This is a genomic window from Bradyrhizobium sp. USDA 3397 (assembly GCF_054060965.1).
This window is the reverse complement of the sequence record NZ_JBSSDS010000001.1, coordinates 6,445,602-6,461,606: the sequence shown is the minus strand read 5'-3', so window position 1 is coordinate 6,461,606 and position 16,005 is coordinate 6,445,602. Positions and strand designations below refer to the sequence as shown.

Annotated in this window: 15 protein-coding genes; 6 read left to right on the top strand and 9 right to left on the bottom strand. The window is 58.5% G+C overall.

From position 1 onward, the window contains the following. Positions 1 to 247: 247 nt before the first annotated feature. On the bottom strand, positions 248 to 1,396 hold the full coding sequence (locus ACVWYQ_RS29945; RefSeq protein WP_456726645.1) for a CaiB/BaiF CoA transferase family protein: 1,149 nt from the start codon (positions 1,394 to 1,396) through the stop codon (positions 248 to 250). A gap of 225 nt (positions 1,397 to 1,621) precedes the next feature. Here ACVWYQ_RS29945 and ACVWYQ_RS29940 point away from each other — a divergent pair, with 225 nt between their 5' ends. Then, positions 1,622 to 2,467, top strand: coding sequence for an HpcH/HpaI aldolase/citrate lyase family protein (locus tag ACVWYQ_RS29940; protein WP_456726644.1), 846 nt, complete (start codon positions 1,622 to 1,624; stop codon positions 2,465 to 2,467). Positions 2,468 to 2,551: 84 nt separating this feature from the next. Next, entirely contained in the window at positions 2,552 to 3,436 is an 885-nt protein-coding gene (locus ACVWYQ_RS29935) for an NAD(P)-dependent oxidoreductase (RefSeq protein WP_456726643.1), read from the top strand. A 75-nt stretch (positions 3,437 to 3,511) separates the two neighbouring features. Here the strand turns inward: ACVWYQ_RS29935 and ACVWYQ_RS29930 are convergent, their stop codons facing one another. The 7 genes from ACVWYQ_RS29930 to ACVWYQ_RS29900 form a co-directional block, all read right to left on the bottom strand. Further along, positions 3,512 to 4,438, bottom strand: coding sequence for an electron transfer flavoprotein subunit alpha/FixB family protein (locus ACVWYQ_RS29930; RefSeq protein ID WP_456726642.1), 927 nt, complete (start codon positions 4,436 to 4,438; stop codon positions 3,512 to 3,514). Beyond that, the gene (locus ACVWYQ_RS29925; RefSeq protein WP_456726641.1) at positions 4,435 to 5,184 is read right to left on the bottom strand and encodes an electron transfer flavoprotein subunit beta/FixA family protein; all 750 of its coding nucleotides are present in this window, start codon (positions 5,182 to 5,184) and stop codon (positions 4,435 to 4,437) included. Before ACVWYQ_RS29925 ends, ACVWYQ_RS29930 begins: the two co-directional genes overlap by 4 nt. 190 nt (positions 5,185 to 5,374) lie before the next feature. After that, complete coding sequence (locus ACVWYQ_RS29920; protein WP_456726640.1) at positions 5,375 to 5,788, bottom strand: hypothetical protein; 414 nt, start codon at positions 5,786 to 5,788, stop codon at positions 5,375 to 5,377. Positions 5,789 to 5,800: 12 nt separating this feature from the next. Then, positions 5,801 to 7,435, bottom strand: a complete 1,635-nt coding sequence (locus ACVWYQ_RS29915) for a GMC family oxidoreductase (RefSeq protein WP_456726639.1) — start codon at positions 7,433 to 7,435, stop codon at positions 5,801 to 5,803. Between the two features lie 142 nt (positions 7,436 to 7,577). Beyond that, on the bottom strand, positions 7,578 to 8,558 hold the full coding sequence (locus ACVWYQ_RS29910; protein WP_126261737.1) for an ABC transporter permease: 981 nt from the start codon (positions 8,556 to 8,558) through the stop codon (positions 7,578 to 7,580). Further along, positions 8,555 to 10,075: a sugar ABC transporter ATP-binding protein gene (locus ACVWYQ_RS29905; RefSeq protein ID WP_456726638.1), complete on the bottom strand. Its 1,521-nt coding sequence runs from the start codon at positions 10,073 to 10,075 to the stop codon at positions 8,555 to 8,557. The genes ACVWYQ_RS29910 and ACVWYQ_RS29905 overlap by 4 nt, the downstream gene beginning before the upstream one ends. A 58-nt stretch (positions 10,076 to 10,133) precedes the next feature. After that, positions 10,134 to 11,057, bottom strand: coding sequence for a substrate-binding domain-containing protein (locus ACVWYQ_RS29900; RefSeq protein WP_456726637.1), 924 nt, complete (start codon positions 11,055 to 11,057; stop codon positions 10,134 to 10,136). 399 nt (positions 11,058 to 11,456) lie between these two features. Here ACVWYQ_RS29900 and ACVWYQ_RS29895 point away from each other — a divergent pair, with 399 nt between their 5' ends. Further along, complete coding sequence (locus ACVWYQ_RS29895) at positions 11,457 to 12,224, top strand: SDR family NAD(P)-dependent oxidoreductase (RefSeq protein WP_456726636.1); 768 nt, start codon at positions 11,457 to 11,459, stop codon at positions 12,222 to 12,224. A gap of 35 nt (positions 12,225 to 12,259) precedes the next feature. After that, positions 12,260 to 13,156 (top strand): amidohydrolase family protein, encoded by an 897-nt coding sequence (locus ACVWYQ_RS29890; protein WP_456726635.1) that lies wholly within the window; start codon positions 12,260 to 12,262, stop codon positions 13,154 to 13,156. A 275-nt stretch (positions 13,157 to 13,431) separates the two neighbouring features. Here ACVWYQ_RS29890 and ACVWYQ_RS29885 read toward each other — a convergent pair whose 3' ends face one another. Next, the gene (locus tag ACVWYQ_RS29885) at positions 13,432 to 14,337 is read right to left on the bottom strand and encodes a LysR family transcriptional regulator (protein ID WP_456726634.1); all 906 of its coding nucleotides are present in this window, start codon (positions 14,335 to 14,337) and stop codon (positions 13,432 to 13,434) included. 202 nt (positions 14,338 to 14,539) lie between these two features. Here ACVWYQ_RS29885 and ACVWYQ_RS29880 point away from each other — a divergent pair, with 202 nt between their 5' ends. Next, positions 14,540 to 14,899, top strand: coding sequence for an EthD family reductase (locus ACVWYQ_RS29880; RefSeq protein ID WP_456726633.1), 360 nt, complete (start codon positions 14,540 to 14,542; stop codon positions 14,897 to 14,899). A gap of 30 nt (positions 14,900 to 14,929) precedes the next feature. After that, entirely contained in the window at positions 14,930 to 15,970 is a 1,041-nt protein-coding gene (locus tag ACVWYQ_RS29875) for a LysR family transcriptional regulator (RefSeq protein WP_456726632.1), read from the top strand. Positions 15,971 to 16,005: the final 35 nt, after the last annotated feature.

The following is a 16,005-nucleotide window of genomic DNA, read 5'->3' as shown; positions in this document are numbered from 1 at the left end:
CTCGATACGGCGTTCGTGTTAGCACGATAGACATGCAAGCGCCGCAATCAGGGCACTTCCGACGAAAGCATCTTCAAGGCTCGGCTGCCTACCTTTAGTGCTGCCGGTAATATCCAGACGAGCCGATAATGCCGATGCTGTCGACGGCAATAAGACGATCCGATTCTCCGACCCTCTGGTATCACACGAAGCCTGCAACGTCCCTGGAACCCATCGCCCAAAGAGCCATTGGTCCCAATTGCTGGAGTTACACATTCCTTGCGGCCCGGACACGCTCCGTCGAAAACTCCGCTCGTATGCTGTTTCCATCGCGATCCAAGCCGGGAACCCTACCATACCGCTTCGACTCGCCGCGCACCAAACTGCCCGGTGCCAAGAGCTCTATATCGCCACCATCGGTCGACACGGAAATATACTTGTTTTGCGGATGATCGAGCAGATCCTTGAGTTCTGAAAAGTGTCCGAACGCGATGCGGGCGCGTGACAGACGGGCGACAAACTCTTCGGAATCGAGCTTTGCTATTTGCTCGGCGCACCACGTCTCGACCTGACTCCGGTTCTCTATGCGTGCCTGATTGGTCTCGAACCCTGGCTCACGGGCCTGTGCCGGCGTTCCGAAGACGTCAGTGCACAAGGACTTCCACTCACGCTCGTTTTGCACCGATATCAGGACGGTCTTCCCATCGCGGCACGCAAACTTCCCGTACGGCACGATGGAGGGATGGCGCAGTCCAAGTCGCTGCGGCGTGAACTGCCCGTACTTGTGCTGAAGAAAGGGCACATTCATCCAATCGGCCATCGCATGATAGAGAGAGACGTCGATCACGCGACCCTGGCCGCACCTCTCGCGCCCGAGCAATGCTTCAAGAATGGCCTGATACGCGGTCATGCCAGCCGCGATGTCGCAGACAGAGACGCCGACCCGCGCGGGTTCTTCGCCGATGCCATTGATGGCGCAAAGGCCCGTTTCTGCCTGAATCAGCAGGTCATACGCCTTCTGCTCGCTTCTTGGCCCCTCGCGCCCATAGCCGCTGATATTGCACACGATCAGCCGCGGATTGAGCGCCATGAGCTCATCGGAGCTGAAGCCGAGGGATTCGATCACGCCGGGACCGAGGTTTTGAATGAAGACATCGGCTCGCCTCAACATGTTCTTGAGAAGAGCCTTATCCTCGGTCGCTTTCAGGTCCAGAGCGATCGATTCCTTTCCGCGGTTGAGCCAGACGAAATAGGCGCTCTGTCCGTTAACGAGTGCATCATACGCCCGGGAAAAGTCTCCCTCGGGCCGCTCCACTTTGATCACCCTTGCGCCGGCGTCAGCAAGCTTGCCTGATGCGTAGGGTGCGGCGACAGCGTGTTCCACGGCAACAACAATGATGTTTGAGAGATCTGTCATCGTATGTTGCCTCCATTGCTGCCCCTGGAGATTGAGGCGCAACCTGCCTTCTCTGCAACCGCGTTGTGCCGATGGGTGCTATTGGCTTACCCAATCGAGAGTCCCGCCACTGTCAGCCATTGGTTTTCGCAATATTGGTGGTCATCGATTTCGTGTTGCGGTCACGGAGGCGGATGCTTAACGCTGCCCGAACCTAACCACGATGCCTTTCGGTTGGACATGACGATGAGCGATCCGTTTCTTGCCTTGTTCGTTCCCGCCACGAGACCTGAACGCTTCTACAAGGCGGCTGCATCCGGTGCCGATGCGATCGTCATTGATCTGGAGGATGCAATTGCGGCACATGAGCGCGCCTCCGCCCGGAGAACGCTGCGCGCCGTTCTTCCAACGCAGGCATTTCCCGGCGAGGTCATCATCCGCATGAACGGACCTCGAACGGCGGATCACGATGAAGATGTTCGTCTCCTTTTGGATCTGCCGAGCTGGGTCGGCCTCATGCTGGCCAAAACGGAGCAATGCGAGGACGTCTCACGCCTCACCGACCGGCTTCCTGGTCGCTTGACAATAGGTCTGGTTGAAACGGCTACAGGCATCGTCAATGCCCGCTATCTCGCACCACTATGCACCCGAGTGGCATTCGGATCGATCGACTACGCGAACTCGATCGGAGCCGCTCATTCGGCGCGCGCCCTGTTGGCGGCCCGGTCGGAACTGGTTTTCGCCTCGGCACTTTCGGGTGCGGCCGGACCGCTGGATGGTGTGACAACGTCGCTAGCAGACGAGTCTGAAATCGAGTCCGACGCCTTCGCAGCGCGAGAGCTCGGCTTTACGGGAAAATTGCTGATCCACCCGAAGCACGTCGTGCCGGCGCTACGTGGCATGGCCCCTGCGGCAACCGATTTCGCGCATGCCTGCGCGGTTATCGCGGCAGGCCACGATTCCGCCCACGGGGTCGACGGGAAGATGGTGGATGCACCGGTTATCGAGGCCGCAAAACGCATTGCTGAGGACTACGACCGAATACATCGCCGGATCGACGCCATTGCGCGCAGATCCGCCTTGCCATCGTAGCTGATCCGCAAGCCTGCCCAAACCTGTGAACTAAAGAACGCCAGGAAAGGTTGCGGCGAGTTCTGCCGCCAGAGAGGAGCAGATATGGAGAAACAGATCGGTATTATCGGGATCGGCCTGATGGGGCACGGCATTGCCAAAAATCTCCTCCTCCGAGGGTGGAAGATCAGCTATCTTAGACACGCGGGGAACCAACCGACAGACGATCTCGATGCAAAGGGGGCGGTGGGCTGGTCTTCGGCGTCAGACCTCACGAGAACAGCGGACGTTCTCATCCTATGCGTTACGGGCACTCCTCAAGTTGAGGACGTCCTGACGGGCAGCGGCGCCGTACTTGATGCCCTCGGCCCCGGTACAATTGTGATCGACTGCTCGACAGCGATTCCGAGTTCGACAGCCAGGCTGGCGCAGTTGGTCTCCGCAAGACGCTGCCATTTTGTCGACGCTCCAATGACGCGCACTCCCAAAGAGGCCGAAGAGGGCCGGCTCAACCTCCTGGTTGGCGGGGACGCCGCTGTGGTCGAGTCCTTACACCCTCTACTTTCGTCATTCGCGGAAAACATCTTTTATGCCGGCGGCGTCGGGTCAGGGCACCGGCTCAAGTTGCTGCACAATTTTGTGTCGCTCGGCACCGTCACATTGATCACGGAAGCCGTGGCCTGCGCCGCCAAAGGAGGTGTCTCGATGGGGGCACTTGTGGACTGCTTGAGCCGCGGTGGCGGCGCCGGGGTCGCCCTCGATCGGCTCATTCCTTACATTCAAAAGGAACAAACGGAACAACTTCGCTTCACGGTGGCAAATGCTTGCAAGGATTTTTCGTACTACAATCAGATGGCTGATGAACTCGGTGCCTCGCATTTGATCGCCGCTAGTATCTATCACACGCTCGATGGTCTGGTTCGCTGTGGCGAAGGAAACGCATACATGCCCCAGCAGGCCACTCTGCTTCAGAAGCATGTCATAACATGAATTAGGCCGAAGCTCATCGCCTGCCTGAAAGAAGGGACTTATCGGTCCCTTCTTCACGGCAGAACTCCATCATCCTTACAGCGCCTTTTCCAGCTCCGGCAAGGCGTCGAATAGATCGGCAACCAAACCGAAGTCCGCCACCTGGAAAATGGGCGCATCCTGATCATTGTTGATCGCGGCGATGATCTTGGAATCCTTCATTCCAGCAAGGTGCTGTATGGCGCCCGAAATACCGACCGCAACATAAAGCTCAGGTGCCACCACTTTGCCGGTTTGACCCACTTGATAATCGTTCGGCACGAAGCCCGCATCGACGGCCGCACGAGACGCCCCCACCGCGGCGTTCAACTTCCGCGCCACCGCTTCGAGCAGTTTGAAATTTTCACCGGACTGCATGCCCCGTCCGCCCGAGATGACAACCTTGGCCGAAGTGAGTTCAGGTAGGTCAGATCGAGAGATGCTTTCACCCACGTGGGAGGACAGGCCTGGATCGGCAACGGCCTCTCTACGCTCAATTGCGGCGTTCCCGCTCTCGCTTGCCGGCGGAAACGAGGCGATACGCACCGTGATCACCTTCTTCGCGTCGGTCGCTTGGACCGTCTGGACGGCGTTGCCCGCATAAATCAGCCGGACGAATATGTCGGCAGCCTTCACCTCCGACACTTCAGACACTTGCATCACATCCAGCATCGCGGCCACGCGCGGCATGTAGTTCTTGCCGCTATTGGTGGCCGGCGCGACGATGTGATCGTAATCGGCCGCAAGCTTGACAATATTCGCCGCCATCGGCTCAGCCAGCGGACGCTCGAGCTCCGCACTGTCGATATGCAGAACCCTCGTCACGCCGCTCAACTTTGCCGCATGCTCCGCCGCTGCGCCCGCGCGGTAGCCCGCCACGAGCACGTGAATATCACCGCCGACCTTTGCGGCGGCAGACAGCGCCTTGTGGGTTGCTTGTTTCAGGGAGGTGTTGTCGTGCTCAGCGATGAGTAGAACGGTCATTGGATCGCACCCGTTTCCTTAAGCTTGGCCGCGAGCTCGCTCGCCGAATGCACCTTTATGCCGGCCTGCCGTCTTAAGGGTTCCTCCGTCTTGATCAGTTTAAGTCGCGGTCTAACATCCACGCCGTAATCTGCCGCGGTCACTTCGCCGCATGGCTTCTTCTTCGCCTTCATGATGTTGGGCAGCGATGCGTAGCGCGGCTCGTTGAGCCGGAGATCCGTCGTAACGATGGCCGGCATCGTGAGCCTGACGGTCTGCAGGCCGCCATCCACCTCGCGCACGACGGTCAATGCTGAATCCTCTATGTCGATCTTCGAGGCGAACGTACCTTGTGGCCAGCCGAGCAACGCGGCAAGCATTTGGCCGGTTTGATTGCAGTCATCGTCAATGGCCTGCTTACCCAAAATCACGAGGTCGGGCTTTTCAGCCGCGACGACTTCCCTGAGCACCTTCGCCACCCCGAGCGGCTCCACGTAGTCCTCGTGCTTGACGAGAATGGCCCGATCGGCGCCCATGGCCAGCGCAGTGCGTAGCGTCTCCTGGACTTGGGCGGGGCCCATTGAAACGACCACCACTTCAGTGGCCTTTCCGGCCTCCTTAAGACGCACCGCCTCCTCCACGCCGATTTCATCGAACGGGTTCATCGACATCTTCGCGTTGCCAATGTCCACGCCCGAGCCGTCCGGCTTAACACGGATAGCGACATTGAAATCGACGACGCGTTTCACCGCGACGAGAATCTTCATCGATAGAATTCTCCCGATCCTTTACCAACAGTATGGACTGAGATATGCGACGGAACTGCTTTTCGATCGCCGGCTCTCGATGAACTTGGCGACGGAACTTGGCTGCCGCGACAGGTCCGGCTTGTAGCGGCAGGCAGGCCAGTTGCACACGACAACGACCTGCCCCTTTCAAACTCCGGAGCGACTTGACCTAGACCTTAACGTAGCAAGGTCCGCGGGCAATGATGGGCTCGACCGTCTCAATGATCTCATCGTAGTCGGGATTCATGGGAAGGGCCTGGAAGCCGGTAAATCCGAGATTCTTGGATACCTCTTCTCCCGAAAAATACGCTCCCGCGACGAACCGACCGACGACGTCCATTTCTTCCACCGGGATAGCATTGACGAACGCGAGCGGATCGCGAGGCTTCTCTACTGGCAGCTTGGAGACGATTTCATAGAACCGTGGCGCCAAATCCGGGCGTGCTTTCAGCGCGCGCGGCAGCAGCGTCTCCAGAACGCCGGCGCCCGTCGCGGAGGGCATGCCGAGCTCGCGGTCCCCGGGGATCATGGCATCACACAGCCAGCCCAGCTGGGCGCTAACGTCTTCGTATGTTGTGGACATGAGAAATGCTCCTCAGGCTACTTTCGATGAGACTTTCTGATCGCGACGGCTGTTCACGATCGCTTCGGCATTGCGTAGGGCGAGTGCGGCCACGGTTCCGGTTGGATTCACCGGCCCCGATGTCGGCATCACGCTGCCGTCCATCACGAACAAATTCGGGACATCGTGGGCACGTCCGAATCCATCGACCACCGATGTTGTGGGATCTGTCCCCATGCGAACCGACCCGAGAATATGCCAGCCTGTTTCACGCGAGTCCGGTGCGACAACGGTCTCGTACGCCCCTGCCTCACGCATCGAGATCGAGGCGTGCTCCTCGTGCCACTTGACCAGCTTTCGGGAGTTTTCATCGCACCGGTAGATGACCTTGGGAGCCGGAATGCCGTCTGCGTCCTTCAAGTCGGGATCGATCACGACCCTGTTCTCCGGATTTGGCAGATCCTCGCCGATAATCGACCACATGGCGGAGCGACCGAACCGTTTGTAAACCGTCTTGTGGAATTCCGCTCCCCAGCCCGCCCGCTTGCCCCAAGGCCAGACGCCGATCGTCCCTAGCGGACCGCCGGTGCCCATGAGCTGCCACTTTGCGCCACGCACGAAGCCAACACCTGCCTGCGTCTCGGTGAATTGCTGCGAGTAAGCTCTCTGACCCGTTGGTCCCTGCCAACTGTCGAAGTGATCATCAAACAGGCCCATGACCATGCCGTGCGGATGCATCATCAGGTGACGTCCGACCATGTCGGAGCTGTTGGCGAGCCCTTTGGGAAATTTCGCGCTGTGCGAGTTCAGCAGGATCCGCGGGCTGCCGATGCCGTTCGCGCTGATGATGACGATTCGCCCGGCCTGAAAATGCGTCTTGCCAGTCTCACGATCGATATAGGTGACGCCAGTCGCGAGACCCGAAGCGTCTGTCTCGACCCGTGACACGCGCGCCCGCTGCACAAGCTTCACACCGAGCTTGATGTTGGTGGGCCAATGCGTCCGATCTACGGACCCCTTCGCCCCGTCGAAACAAGCAGGGGCCATGCATGCACCGCGCCGCACGCATGGGTTCATGCCGTTGTGCTTCACCGTTGCAATAGCGTTGGTGCCAGGCCAAATATGCCACCCCAGACGCTTGTGAGCAGCGAACAATTTCTTGTCGATCACTCCCATCGGCATGGGCGGAAGCGGCGGATCGAACGGCGGATAGGATGGATCTCCACCCACGCCCGATACGGACATCTGCTCCTCTGCCCGCGCATAGTATGGAGCTAGGTCATCATAGGTCAGCGGCCAGTCCGCCCCGACCCCATCCAAAGTCTTCACGCGGAAATTGCTCGGCTGAAACCGGTGCCACGCCGCGGCATAGATGACCGAGCTTCCCCCAACGCCGTTCCACATGAACGGCGCAACGTCGGATTCCTGGTCGTTGATCGGATAATCGGCCCCATTCATGCGCCTGTTCGGGTACCAACTGAACACCTGGTCCCGCTTGAGCTCAAATGTCGGCTCATCGAAATTGATCGACGTGTAGTTCGGGTACTCACCCTGCTCGAGGCAAACGACGGACAATCCCGCCTCCGCAAGCCGGCGAGCCGCGATCGCGCCACTTGGCCCTGAGCCCACGACAACGGCGTCCACTACATCTTTTGTGCCTGTATTCATGGCATCCTCCTCGTTCTAACTCGACGCTTGTGCATCGACGACTTTTTCAAACGGCCGAACTGATGGCGGTGTCGCCCGCAGGCACCTTTTCATGGGGCCCTGCGCGTACTGCCGCCGACTTCCGCGCAGGGCTGCCTATGACTCAACGCGATCCCGCAATACGCTTCTGGAGAGCGTCCAGGAGGACCGCGGCAAGAATGATCGAACCGGTCGCGAAGTCCTGCCAGAAGATGTCGATGCGCGCGAGATTGAGGAAGTTCCTGATCAGCGCGATGACCACGACACCGATGATCACCCGCAGGATATTGCCCTGGCCGCCGCTGAGGCTGACACCTCCGATAACAACGCCGGCAATCACTTCGAATTCCAATCCGCGGGCGGTGTCGGCTTGGATCGACCCGATGCGCGCGAGCAAGACCATCCCGGCGAAGGACGCGCAAAGACCACAAATCATCAGACAAACGATTTTGATGCGATCGACGTTGATTCCGGACAGCGCAGCCACATTTCGATTCGCACCGATGGCATACACCTTCTTTCCGAAAGCCGTGTGGTTGAGGAGGACGTAACCCGCCAGAATCGTCAGGATTGCGATGATGAAGGGCATCGGAATGCCAAGGGGTCGCCCAAGGCCGATAATCCTGAATGACTCCGGGACGTTGGACACCACCTGTCCTTGAGTTGTCACGAACGCTAGGCTTCGGGCGATCATCATCGTTCCGAGCGTGGTTATGAACGACGGGATGCCGAACTTTGTCACGACAACGCCGGCGAAAAGGCCGAATAGCGGCCCCACCACCAGCGCAAGCGCAAACGTTGCCGTGATTCCGATCTCGGGCATCAGCTTGCCGGCAATGGATGCCGTCAGGGCCAGGACGGCACCCACGCTGATATCGAACTCGCCGTTTATCATCACGATGGTCATGCCTGCAGCCACGATTAGCGCTGCCGACATCTGAGCCATCAGGTTCTGAATGTTTATCACGGACGCAAATCGCGGTGAGACGATCGACATCACCACGACCAGAACGAGCAGGACAGCCACGGACTGGATGAGACCGTACGAGCGTCGAATACTCTCCTGCAAATTCGAGCGCCCAGCCTCTAGGGTATATGTGCTCATGCCGCTTTCCTCCCACTGACCGAAGTTTCGAGAATTCGATTGTGCTCCAGCTGCGCGCCGGCAAACTCTCCAACGATGGAGCCGCGGAACATCACGATAGCCCGGTCACAGAGCTTCTCGATGTCCGGCATCTCGGTGCTGATTATGATGACTCCGACACCTTCGGAGGCAATGCGTTCGATGATCTTTCTGATCTCGTCCTTGGAGCCGACGTCGATGCCGACGGTCGGATCATCCAGAATGAAGATCTTGGGACGGGTTTCCAGCCACTTCGCAATGAGCACCTTCTGCTGGTTTCCACCACTTAGAGTCCTGATCGGAACATGCGCGCTCGGCGCCTTAACGTTGAGCTCACGAACGCACCGTGTTCCCATTGCATCGATCTTGCTCCTCGACAGCAAGCCCAGTGCATTGCGTAACTTGCCGATGATGGGTAGCCCAACATTCTCCGCGATGGTAAAATCCGGAAGAATCCCCTCGCGCAGGCGGTCACCGGTCAACAGGGCAACCCCTTCCTTAATGGCCTTGCTGGGATTCCAATTGCTCTTTGTGGCACCACTTATCGCGATCGCCCCCTTGGATGGCTGATATCCCTCGACGCCGAATAAGGTTTTTGCGAGCTCAGTCAGACCCGAACCGGTCAATCCGGTGAAGCCCAGGATTTCCCCGCGATGAAGATCGAACGAAACGTCGTGAAGCATCCCGGATACACTCAGCCCGCGCACGGACAGAAGCACTTCATTGCTCGCGACCGCACCTCGCTTGCTCCTGGCGTCGACTTCGGCCAGCTTGCGCCCGAGCATATGCTGCACGACCTCCGGAATGGAGGTCGACTCCTTCTGCAGATTGGCGATGGTCTGGCCGTCGCGCAGGATCGTAATCGTGTCGCAGATCCGAAATACTTCGGACAAGTAATGGGAAACGAAGACGATCGCTACGCCTCTGCGAGACAGCTCAGTAATGAGCTGGAGAACGACATCGACCTCGGTTGCAGTCAGCGAGGACGTGGGCTCATCCATCAGCAGGATGGTCGGCTTCCAAGTCATCGCCTTAATGATCTGCACCATCTTTTTCAGGTCGTTTGGCAGCCGGCTGACCTGCTGACTGGCGTCGACCTCGATTCCGTAGTGGTCGAGAAGCTCCTGCGCTTTGGCGTTAAGGCCGCCAGCCGTAAGAATGCCAAGGCGACCCGTCGGCTCATTGTTCAGGAAGATGTTTTCCGCGACGGTCATTCCTTCCACAAGATTGATGTCCTGGTGGATGGTCACGATGCCGCGCGTGAGCGCGTCGATCGCATTATGTGGGCTATAATCTTTCCCGAGTAACTTGATGCTCTCGGCGGAGTCCGCCTGGTACACGCCGGCTAGAATCTTGAGAAGGGTGCTCTTGCCGGCTCCGTTCTCTCCGACGAGTCCGACCACTTGCCCCTTTTCCAGCGTGAAACTCGCGCTTCGAAGAGCTTTGATGCTGCCGAAGGTTTTCTTGACGTCCTTGCAGACGAGTGCCAAGTCACCCATTGTTTCCCCCGTCCGGATTGTCCGGCATTCGCCGGACACTCCATGATCTGTTGGTGCTTCAGTTGACCTTGGCGTCGAGAACCTGCGGTTCATTGACGAACTCGGCAGCGTTGTCCTTGGTCATCAGTTTTGGGGGCAATTCGACCAGCTTCTCGGTCTTTCCACCGGTCAAAGCCGACAGCATCGAGTTCATGCCGACATATCCCATCTCGAAGGGGTTCTGGACGATCGTGCCCGCGATCTTGCCTTCCTTGACGAGGCGGTAGGCCGTGGGATCGGTATCGAAGTTGACAAGCTTCACGTCTAGGCGCTTGGCTGCCTCGAGCGTTGCCTCAGCACCGATCGTCGGCGCGTGGTTCTGGAAGAAGACACCAGCGATATCCGGGATCTCAGTCAGGGTATCTTCCATCGTGCGCCGGCCGTCCTCGAGGGAAAGCTTCATCACCTTGCGGGGGAGCACGGTTAGGCCGAGCTCCTTGGCACGCTGCTCGAAGCCGCGATTGCGGTCGATGATGCACTGCACAGCCGGACCGTGGTCGAACACGATGACCTTGGCTCCCTTCGGCACCAGCGTGGCCATGTGATCCGCCGCCATGCGGCCGCCCATTTCGTTGGCCGTCACGACGTAGGTCACCCAGTCGCCCGAATTCAAGCCGATGTCGGTGACGACGACCGGAATTTTGTTCTTGTTGTAGATATTTTTAACCGGATCGGCGAGAACGACGGAATCGCCCGGGAAGATCAGCAGACCATCAATGTTCTGCGTGTAGAGATCTTCGAGATCCCCGACCTGCTTGGTGGTATCGGTGTCGCCGCCATTGGTGACCAACAGCTCAACCTTCACGCCCTTCCTTTCCCATTCGGCCATCGCCTTGCGGGCACCGGCGATCTGTGTGCGGAGGAAGGTATTCGTGCCCCAGAATTGGGAATATCCAAGCTTGAATTTCTTGTCCGCAGCCATCGCGCTGCCGGCGAACGGCAATGTCAAGACGGATGCCCCAAGTACGGATGCGCCAAGTAGAGTCGAAAACTTCAATAGATCGCGCTTGCTAACAGTCATTCCCACCTCCCTATGCAAAGGAATATTTGTTCTCGAGCCGGCCCGATCGCTCTGCTTAGGAAACGGCGGCGCCATGCCACACGGCAAAGACGCCGGCTTCCTGACTCAAGGCCGGCACGGTCAGAGCATGGCGATTGGATCCCCCGATCGGCAATTATCCCTACGTTCTGGCACCGATTAGAATTTGATATCGCTGGCGCCAGCCGATGGCAGCCGGCCATAGCCAGCACCAATTGCCATCAGAATGAATGCTGCCTAGCTGCCTGCGCACCACCTGGGATTACGTCGCATCCTCACATTAACCTTTGGGAGGACTAGCTCATGCAGGTAAAAGGGAATGGTATGAAGGATTGCGTCGTGCTCGTGACGGGAGCTGCCGGAGGCGTCGGCATGGAAGTCATCCGTCAGCTTGCTGAGAACGATGCCAAGATCATCGCGACGGACATTGCCGATCAGGTTCATGACCTGAAGAAGGACTTCTCCGGCGCACGGATCACGACGATCACCGGCGACGTGTCGAAGAGCGCCGATGTCGAGAAGATTTTCAGTGCTGGTGAGGACAAGTTCGGTGCCGTTCAAGCCCTCATCAGCAACGCTGGCTACATGATTGCGAAGGCGCTGCACGAAACCGCCGAGGAAGACTGGGATGCGGTCCTCGCGGGGAACGCGAAGTCATTCTTCCTGACCGCAAAGCGGGCCCTTCCGAACATGCTCGCCGCCAAGAAGGGATCGATTACGGCGACCGGCTCCATCTCCAGCGTCGTTGGACTACCTTCCCAGGCGGCTTACTGTGCTTCAAAAGGCGCCGTTCTGCAGCTGGTACGGCAACTGGCCGTTGAGTATGCCGGATCGGGTGTGCGCGTAAATGCAGTTGGCCCGGGAGCCATCAATACGCCGTTCCTCACGCGTTATCTGAATGGTCTTCCCGACCCGAAGGCAGGCGCCGATGCAGTGAAAGCCGCTCATCCGATGAAGCGATGGGCCGAACCCGACGAAGTCGCAAAGGCCCTGGTTTTCCTCGCAAGCGACGATGCCGCCTTCATTACCGGCCATATCCTGATGGTCGATGGCGGGTACGTTGCGGGCTGACCCATAGATAGATTCATTTCGATTGGAGAGACGTCATGTCCGTCAGCGCCATCATCGACCCCCATCATCACCTCTGGGATCTCGAAAACTATTCCTATCCCTGGCTTTGCCAAGCCGGCGAGCCGGTGGCTCCGATCGCAGGTAGCCTCCGATCCATCATGAAGTCTTACTCACTCGCGGACTACCGCGAGGACTCCAAGCGATGGAATGTCGTGAAGGACGTCCATCTCGACGCGCTCTCGGCCGATATTCTCGCCGAGACACGTTGGCTTCAGGATATGAAAAACAAGACGGGCTTCCCGACGGCCATCATAGCCCACGCGGATCTGGAGGCCGACAATGCCGATAGCGTTCTTGAAAGCCACGCGGAAAGCAAGGCGGTCCGCGGTATCCGCCAGATCCTGAACTGGCATCCCGACCCTCGTTACAGCTTCATCGACCGTTCAGACCTGCTGCGAGACCCGAGGTGGCTGAAGGGCTTTGGCCTGCTCAAGAAGCACGACTTCTCTTTCGACCTTCAACTCTATCCTCACCAGATGATGGACGCAGCCCGCGTTGCCCGTGACCACGAGGACACGACTATCATCCTGAACCATACCGGAATGCCCCTTCAACGGGATGCTGAGGGCGTTCAGAGCTGGCAAGACGGCATGCGGGCTCTGGCGTCCATTCCGAGCGTCCACGCCAAGATCTCAGGCCTCGGAATGGTCGACCCTGACTGGACGGTCGCAAGCATCCGGCCGTTCGTCCTCAAGACGATCGACTACTTTGGGGTCGATCGGTGCATGTTTGCAAGCAACTTCCCGGTCGACAAGATCTACGCCAGCTTCGACCGGATCTACGAGGCTTTCTTCGAGATCGTGAAGGACCTGTCCGACACCGACAAGAAGAAGCTCTTTCATGATAACGCCCTGCGTGTCTATCGGCTTTGAAATCGTGTCGCGCGACCGTCGGCGCACTGCGCATTGGTAAGCATCTGTGGTAGTCCCTGGGACGCACCACGACAGGAGCCACCCCCATCCCCGTTCATGGGGGTGGGGAACCCTCAGCTAGAAATCCCGAACCTGCCTCGCCGATCACTCAGCCAATCGGCGCCGAACGCGTGTCCCCTTGCGCCAGGTCGCAAAGCGACTCGATGTGCACTAGGTAGACCGTGACGGCCGCAGTTCTATGCCTTCGCCCACGAAAAAAGACGAGCATATTGCGACTAGGCTGGAGTCGCTGCTGCCGCAGCGCAATCGACAAGGATCCTCACGAGCTCGTCGCGGTGATGGTTGGCCGGTGCATCTTGCCGGACGCAAATTCGCAGGTTTCGCTGCGCCCACGGCTCCGCCAGAGGCAACACCGCCAGCCGCTTCTCGTCTTCCTTCTCAACAGCCGAGCGAGGCACAACGCTGACGCCAGCCCCTGATGCGACAAGATGAACGACGGCCTGATAGCCGGGAACCTGCACGCGGATATCGAGCGTGGCGCCAAGAGCTGCAGCATGGCTCAATAGGAACGTGTTTATCGCGGCGCCTCGCTGCAGTTCAACGAATGGCTCGCGAAGACATTCCTCAAAACGAACCGGCCTGCCTCTATTGATCGGGCTGCTTAGCGGCACGAGGACAACCAGATCGTCATCACGATACGGAAAGAACGTTAATTCCTTATGGTTGGCTTGAAGCGCGACGATCCCGACATCGGCTCGACGGTCTGCGACCGCCGCAAGTATGTCGTGGCTGTTCTTCTCTTCGAGTGCGATGCGAACCGATGGATGATGCTTGAAGAAGACTGCAAGATCATCCGGGACAAACGAATTAACGGCGTTGGTATTCGCAAACAGTGTGATCCTTCCGGGCATACCGGCAGAGAAGGGCAGCATATCGGCATGCATCTGCTCAAGCAGCTCGAACGACTTACGAGCGTAGTCAGCTAGAACTGTACCGGCAGGCGTGGGGCTGACCCCCTCGCGGTTTCGCTCGAGAAGGACGGTACCGAGAGTATCCTCAAGCTGCCTAATGCGTTGGCTGACAGAGGATGGCGCCAGGTTACATCGCTGAGCACCGCGCGACAGATTTCCTTCGTCGAGCACCGCGAGAAACACTCTCAAATCGACCAGATCGTAACGCATATTCCGCCATCGGTTTGTACCGCGTTCGGCTCTGACGAACGCTTCATTCGGAACATACCGCTTCTCGTTCGTCTGGAAAATGGCCTAGCTTCAATTCCAACCTAGAAGAATTTCCAATAACCATCAGTCGCCAACTATCGTAACGGCTTCGGACAAGACGTCTGTAGTTGGCGACAAAAATCAGCATCGGGAGGTTAACAACGTGACCGCGAAGTACGCGAAACGTGTAGGTTTTCTCACAAAGCGCGAAGACATGACGAAGGAGCAGTTCGTCCAGCATTGGCGAACCGTTCATGCGGAGCTGTGCCAGAAGATTCCCGGGCTCAAACGCTACGCCATCAACTTCATTGATCGCGATATCTATCCTAGCGCGGCCTATGACGGCTTTTCGGAGCTCTGGTTCGAAAGCAAGGAGGCCCATGACGCGTCCCTGTCGAGCCCCGAAGGGAAGACATTGTTGGCCGATCTCCCCAACTTCACCTCTACGATATGCGGAGTCATCGCCTATGAGGAGCGATTCATTTGGCCGGCCGACGATGGGCTAGGCGGCAAGGCGCGTTAGACTCGGATCGTTAATTCAGAGGGCGGCGCAATGGACGAGCGCCAACTTAAATGCTTCCTGGTTATCTCAGAGACGGGCTCGGTGACCGGAGCCGCCGAGCGCCTGGATATTGCCCAACCCTCGTTGAGCCAGATGCTTCTCCGGCTCGAGGAGGAATTGGGCTCGAAGCTCTTTCAGCGAACGTCACGCGGGGTCGTGCTCACCGAGGCCGGACAGGTTTTCCGCGAGCATGCCCGCAACATCATCGCGGACATCGATCGTGCTCGGGATGAGATCAAGGCCGAGGATAGCTATGTCCGATCGGAGGTCACGATAGGCCTGCCGAGCTCTTTTGCCACATTGATCGGCGCCCCCCTCATTGCTGCGGCTGCACATGAAACGCCCCGCGTGCAGCTGCGACTATTCGAGGCGATGTCAGGGCATATCCGCGAGTGGCTGACAAAGGGTGACCTCGACGTCGGCGTTCTTTACGGAATTCAAGACAGCCGGCATCTGTTACTGGAGCAAATCGCCGTCGAGGAGCTCTTTCTGGTGGGCCCGCCGAGCGCATTCAGGCACTGCGACCGCCACGGTTTTGCAGATGAGGCTATTGATCTCAGTGCAGTCGACACTTTCCCCCTTGTCTTGCCGACAGGACAACATGGCCTTCGGCGCTTCGTCGACGAGCGAGCGCGCTCATCCCAGCTGAAACTCAAGGTCCAACACGAGATCAACTCCCTCACCGTCATCAAGCAGCTGGTGCAGGGCGGCCATGGCTACACCTTGCTTGCGCACGCAGCCATCTCCGACGAACTAAAGCGAGGCGAGTTGTCTGCGGCGCGGATCGTTAAGCCCGTCTTCCGGCGCGGGATATTCCTGGCGCGCAATCCGGCCCAATTCGTCACGCGCGCGTCAGTTAAGGCCGCCGAAACACTGACAAACATCGCGTGGGATCTCATCGGCCGGGGTGATTGGCTTGCCACGCGCGTGAAGCGGTCCCGGATAAGCGCTGCGGATGACAGCCTCACGAGATTGTCTCCGAGACTCGTCCAGGTGAATAAAGAACTCTCGCTGGCGCAGGCCGCGAAGTAGTCGTCAAAGCGACGCCTTGGATAAGCATCGATGCA

Excerpts from the sequence above, each read along its gene's own strand:
- ACVWYQ_RS29945 (WP_456726645.1), bottom strand. The coding sequence starts at position 1,396 with ATGACAGATCTCTCAAACATCATTGTTGTTGCCGTGGAACACGCTGTC.
- ACVWYQ_RS29940 (WP_456726644.1), top strand. The coding sequence starts at position 1,622 with ATGAGCGATCCGTTTCTTGCCTTGTTCGTTCCCGCCACGAGACCTGAA.
- ACVWYQ_RS29935 (WP_456726643.1), top strand. The coding sequence starts at position 2,552 with ATGGAGAAACAGATCGGTATTATCGGGATCGGCCTGATGGGGCACGGC.
- ACVWYQ_RS29930 (WP_456726642.1), bottom strand. The coding sequence starts at position 4,438 with ATGACCGTTCTACTCATCGCTGAGCACGACAACACCTCCCTGAAACAA.
- ACVWYQ_RS29925 (WP_456726641.1), bottom strand. The coding sequence starts at position 5,184 with ATGAAGATTCTCGTCGCGGTGAAACGCGTCGTCGATTTCAATGTCGCT.
- ACVWYQ_RS29920 (WP_456726640.1), bottom strand. The coding sequence starts at position 5,788 with ATGTCCACAACATACGAAGACGTTAGCGCCCAGCTGGGCTGGCTGTGT.
- ACVWYQ_RS29915 (WP_456726639.1), bottom strand. The coding sequence starts at position 7,435 with ATGAATACAGGCACAAAAGATGTAGTGGACGCCGTTGTCGTGGGCTCA.
- ACVWYQ_RS29910 (WP_126261737.1), bottom strand. The coding sequence starts at position 8,558 with ATGAGCACATATACCCTAGAGGCTGGGCGCTCGAATTTGCAGGAGAGT.
- ACVWYQ_RS29905 (WP_456726638.1), bottom strand. The coding sequence starts at position 10,075 with ATGGGTGACTTGGCACTCGTCTGCAAGGACGTCAAGAAAACCTTCGGC.
- ACVWYQ_RS29895 (WP_456726636.1), top strand. The coding sequence starts at position 11,457 with ATGCAGGTAAAAGGGAATGGTATGAAGGATTGCGTCGTGCTCGTGACG.
- ACVWYQ_RS29890 (WP_456726635.1), top strand. The coding sequence starts at position 12,260 with ATGTCCGTCAGCGCCATCATCGACCCCCATCATCACCTCTGGGATCTC.
- ACVWYQ_RS29885 (WP_456726634.1), bottom strand. The coding sequence starts at position 14,337 with ATGCGTTACGATCTGGTCGATTTGAGAGTGTTTCTCGCGGTGCTCGAC.
- ACVWYQ_RS29875 (WP_456726632.1), top strand. The coding sequence starts at position 14,930 with ATGGACGAGCGCCAACTTAAATGCTTCCTGGTTATCTCAGAGACGGGC.